Source organism: Deltaproteobacteria bacterium (assembly GCA_026712905.1).
Classification (GTDB): Bacteria; Desulfobacterota; Binatia; order UBA9968; family JAJDTQ01; genus JAJDTQ01.
This window is the reverse complement of the sequence record JAPOPM010000279.1, coordinates 1-4,483: the sequence shown is the minus strand read 5'-3', so window position 1 is coordinate 4,483 and position 4,483 is coordinate 1. Positions and strand designations below refer to the sequence as shown.

Here is a 4,483-nt window from a genome sequence, read left to right as displayed (position 1 = left end):
GGACGAGGCCATGGCGCGGGAGTCGGAGGCCATCGCGTTGATGAAGGCGGGCCAGGGCGCCGAAAAGACGATCATGCGGGGCTGGATCGCGGAGACGAAGCTCCACGGGGGCCGCCTCAACGAGGGCCAGAAGGAAGCGGTCAAGTTGATCCTCTCGTCGAAAGACCGGGTGCTGGGGGTTCAGGGCTACGCCGGCACGGGCAAGACGACGATGCTGAACAGGCTCCGGACGCTCGCGGAGAGCCGGGGCTACAACGCGATGGGGCTCGCTCCATCCGCCTCCGCGGCCCGCACTCTGGAACGGGAATCGGGCATCGGGTCGGAGACAGTCCAGAAGTTCCTCGCTCGGCATGAAGGGATCATCGAGGGCCGGGGCACGACAAGGGGGCTTCGCAACCTGCGGGCCTCGTTCTCGAAGACCGTGCTCGTGGTGGACGAGTCCTCGCTCGCGTCCAGTGAGCAAATGCGGGGACTGCTCCGGGTCGCGACCACGCTCCGGGTACCGCGCATGGTGCTGGTGGGAGACGAGAAGCAACTCGGGGCGGTGGAGGCAGGGAAGCCGTTCGAGCAACTCGGGCGGGCTGGAATGCAGACCGCGGTAATGGACGAGATCCTTCGGCAGCGCGACAGGGAGCTCAAGGAGGCGGTTCGTGCGGGCCTCGCGGGCGAGGTCAGGACCGCTTTCGACAAACTCGGGGACCGGATCGCACAGGTTGAGAGGGAGGAAATCGGCAAGGAAGCGGCGGAGCGCTGGCTCTCGCTGTCTCCCGAAAAGCGTGCCGCAACCGGGGTGATAGCGCCGACAAGGGCACTTCGGGACGAGATCAACGAGACGATCCGGGCGCAACTGATCGCGGAAGGAGCGGTCTCCGGACCCGCGAGGCAGGGCGAGAAGCTGGTCTCACGAGGGTTGACGCGCGCCGAGATGGCCCGTGCGTCGAACTATTCGGCGGGAGACACGGTGATCTTCAACCGCCCGTACAAGACACTCGGGGTGGAGAAAGGCGACGAGCGCGAGGTGGAGAGGGTCGACTACGAGCGCAACACGGTCTGGCTTGGCGACGGAAACGGCAACTTGGTGGACTGGCAGCCCTACATGCTGGCGGGCGCCAAGGGCGGAGTGGAGGTCTACCGGAGCGAGGAAATGGAGCTTCGGGCGGGCGACAAGGTGCGCTGGACGCGGAACGATCCGGGCTCGGAACTCGCCAACGGCGAGATGGCGATGGTGGAATCGGTCGGAAAGGACGGCGTCGGCTTCCGTCTCGAGGACGGATCAGCGGCGAAACTTACCGAACATGACCCCCAACTCCGCCACCTCGACCGCGCTTTTGCCTCCACGGTGCATGCCTTCCAGGGCAGGACAGTGGACCAGATCGTGGCCGCCATGCCCACGGGGAACCCGGACCTGACCAACCAGAGGGCCTTCTACGTAGCGATCAGCCGGGCCCGGGACGGTGCCGAGCTGGTCACCGACGATGCCTGGAAGCTCTCGGATCAACTGGAGAGAGCCACGGGCGAGCGGGTTGCGGCGCTCGACGGGGCGGCGATGGAGGCCGCGCACGAGACGGCGTTCGGCCTCGAATCGACGCTCGAACGCGACGGCGATCAGGCGGCGCGCGCAATTGACGGGACGGATCACGCCCTCGAAGAGGAGCAAGTTATCGATCCCGAGCGCGAGCACGAGTCTGGACCACGCCTCGAAACCGAAGGCGAACTCGACCGTTCAGACGAGTCGGAACATGATCGCATACAGGAAGAGGTTCTCGAACAGCCGCAGGTGAGCCTCGATTTCGATCTCGAGATGTAGAAACCCCGCCTCCTTCCGGCCGATCCCGAGGCCGCCGCCGCAGAGATCCCGGGGCGCAAGGAACCCGGTATGCCTCCGCGCCGCCACCGGGACGGGCTAGGGCATTCCAGTCTGCCCCCTCCCGCCACTCCCGGCCCTTCGGTGTCATTCCCGTGCGCAGCCTGTGGTTCGTGCGCCTCGTGTAACACACGGGGTAACGCGCCTTGGTGCTAGCTGATCTCCTGCACGTAATACGCCGCAAACTCCATACTGTCGCGCGTGACGGTGCTGAAGCGGCCGTGTTCAATGCCGGGCGCGGACATGGCAGCGACCGGGTATCGTCTGCACGGACTCGGCCCGCCGGGGCTGTCGTGGAAAAACCGCCCCCGGTCAGTCCGCAGGCGCGATCACCTGAACTGGTGTTGGGAGACAAGCTGGAGGACTCTCGCCAGGAGATGGTCGTGCGTCGGACTTTCGAGTCCGCCAGGTGCTCGAGATCGCGGGTATGTGTTCGCACCCACATGCGACCGGTACACGGCAGCGTCGCAAACCGGTATCGCCTTTTCCAGGGTACTTCCGGGGGGTGAGGGGCTCGACCTGCGCAATGGAGCGCACGCGGACGCAGACAGGGCGCAACAGGCAGCATGCTGCGTCGGGTGTGAGAAGAATAACGGCTCCGCCGTAGAGACGCAGCCGCAAGGCGGGACATCGGCGAGGGGAGACAAAAGACGCGCAATATCAGCGGGTTAGCCCGAGCGGCGCTTGAGCGGGAGAGGGAGGTCAGAGCATACAGGGGTCGAAGCCGTGGATCGCGGGCGGTCTCCGGGCATCTGCAGCCGTGTCGTCGCGAGCGCAGGTCTGGCAACGAAGATTCCCTAGGGAACCGGGGCGATTCCCTAGGGAACCAGGTGCGACGCTCTGGAGAACCGGGGCGGTTCTCTGGAGCATCACGGCATATGACGACGTGCCGTACATACTTGTTTTGTCGGGAGTTTTTCCGCACTATGCCGTGTTACGGGAGCACTACAATCGGGTTACAGCCGCTTACAATCTACTGACGGCAACCCGGACCGGGCCATGGCCGGCGGCGGCGAAGCGGACGCAAGGCGTTCGGGGCAATATGGCCGCCGGGCATCATGAGCACACGGGGATTTGCGGCCGCGGCCGGCGCCAGGGCGGCACCGTCCACAACCTCGACAAGCCCGCTGCCCGCCTTGCCGCGGCTCAAGCCCGAGAGAGCCGTGTCCTGCTTCCTTAGGCCCGGAACACGACCATCGTGGAACTCGACAGACACCGGGCGCCGCTTGAGCGTCGGGTTCGGCTGCGCACTTGCAGGAACACTTCCGGGACCGTCGTGCGGCTTCCTGCCGGCGCCAGGAAGCGGGAGCGAACAAAGCGCTGCCCGGCAGGGCGACACGCCGTACGACACTCACTCGACCGTTGCTGTCGGCGGTGGTGTCAAATGTGCCGGACATTCCAGATGTCGCCGGTGAACAGAGTGGTGCGGCCATGCCGCGACGGCATGCCCGGCACGCTCCTTCGGAGTCGAGGCGCAGGATGTCTTCGGGGACGACACAGGCGTCGCCGAAACGTAGCGACGCCTGGTTGGCGGAAGCGACGGCGGTCACCGGCGCGTCCGCGTTCAAGCGTTCGGACATGATGGCCAGAGAAATTGCAGCCGCTGCACACGCGGGACGACCCGGCGGAGTTTCGCGGGGCCGTGCGTCTCACCTTGCCGTCCTGTGCGCTGCCGCTGTGGACGTGGACCTGACCGACCGGAAGGGAGCATGGGCTCGGGAAGAGATGGAGCGGGGCATGGCGGAGCACTGGATGGGATGCAGAGGGGAGCCGCGAACCGGGCAAACTCGCCGTGACGGGACTGGCGTGAAGCGCCATTGCAGTGATAGGGAGAAACGCGAGGATTCACCGTCGCCGTTCATCAGGAAGGAATGCCGTTAAGGAGAGATGGAGCCATGAAGAAATCCGATCTCGCGGCCCAGGTTGCCCGCCGCGCCCCGCTGACGAAGGCCCAGGCGAAGAGCGCGGTCAACGCGGTATTCGAGGTCATCCTGGACGCTCTTGCGAACGGGGAGACGGTGTCGGTCACCGGGTTCGGCAGGTTCTCGACGAAGAGCCCGCCGGCGCGGACGGGACGGAATCCGCAGACGGGAGAGAGCGTCGCCATCGCGGCGTCGAAGACTCCGTCGCTCAAGGCGGGGAAGACGCTTCGGGATAGGTTGCGTTAGTGTCCAGGTGCTACGGCCCTGGGCGGGAGCGGCTGTCCTTATTCAGAAGGCAACGTAGAGTTTCCATCGCAGGTGGCCACTGCCAGGATGGTTCGCGGCCACCGGCCCACCGCGGCGGTCAGCCACGGTTCGCGTGGGACACCCGTAGGTAGTCAGCCGGCCGCGGGGAATCTTCAGAATCACCTGCGCCACGTCCAGCTCCCAGTCCGAGAGTTGTCCCGGTATGCGTTTCAGTTCTTTCGGGGCTGTCTTCATGATGTCTTCCCCGGACATCGGTTCACCTGAGTATGGTGTATGTGCGAATCAGCTTGCTTGTGGCCGGCACCCTGCTCCGTTTCGAGGACATGCCCAGCGTTTCCTTGACCACTTTGCCGATACGCGGGTTCACCCACCGCCGCGGCATCAATGCAAGGAGGTCGTCGTACTCCTCCCGCCGGTGCCGTTCTATCTC

Annotated in this window: 3 protein-coding genes; 2 read left to right on the top strand and 1 reads right to left on the bottom strand. The window is 65.5% G+C overall.

Features of this window, described 5'->3' with window-relative positions; translation table 11 throughout:
* Together OXF11_22325 and OXF11_22320 are read left to right on the top strand one after the other, a co-directional pair.
* Positions 1-1,807 (top strand): AAA family ATPase (locus tag OXF11_22325; protein ID MCY4489821.1); only part of this gene is annotated, 1,807 nt, incomplete at its 5' end.
* A gap of 1,952 nt (positions 1,808-3,759) precedes the next feature.
* Positions 3,760-4,032 carry an HU family DNA-binding protein gene (locus OXF11_22320; GenBank protein ID MCY4489820.1) on the top strand — a complete coding sequence of 91 codons (273 nt, stop codon included), beginning with the start codon at positions 3,760-3,762 and terminating at the stop codon, positions 4,030-4,032.
* Between the two features lie 42 nt (positions 4,033-4,074).
* Here the strand turns inward: OXF11_22320 and OXF11_22315 are convergent, their stop codons facing one another.
* Positions 4,075-4,287 (bottom strand): hypothetical protein, encoded by a 213-nt coding sequence (locus OXF11_22315; protein ID MCY4489819.1) that lies wholly within the window; start codon positions 4,285-4,287, stop codon positions 4,075-4,077.
* Between the last annotated feature and the right edge of the window lie 196 nt (positions 4,288-4,483).

Bases quoted from the DNA above. Each gene is read 5' to 3' on its own strand.
- OXF11_22320 (MCY4489820.1), top strand. From the start codon at position 3,760: ATGAAGAAATCCGATCTCGCGGCCCAGGTTGCCCGCCGCGCCCCGCTG.
- OXF11_22315 (MCY4489819.1), bottom strand. From the start codon at position 4,287: ATGAAGACAGCCCCGAAAGAACTGAAACGCATACCGGGACAACTCTCG.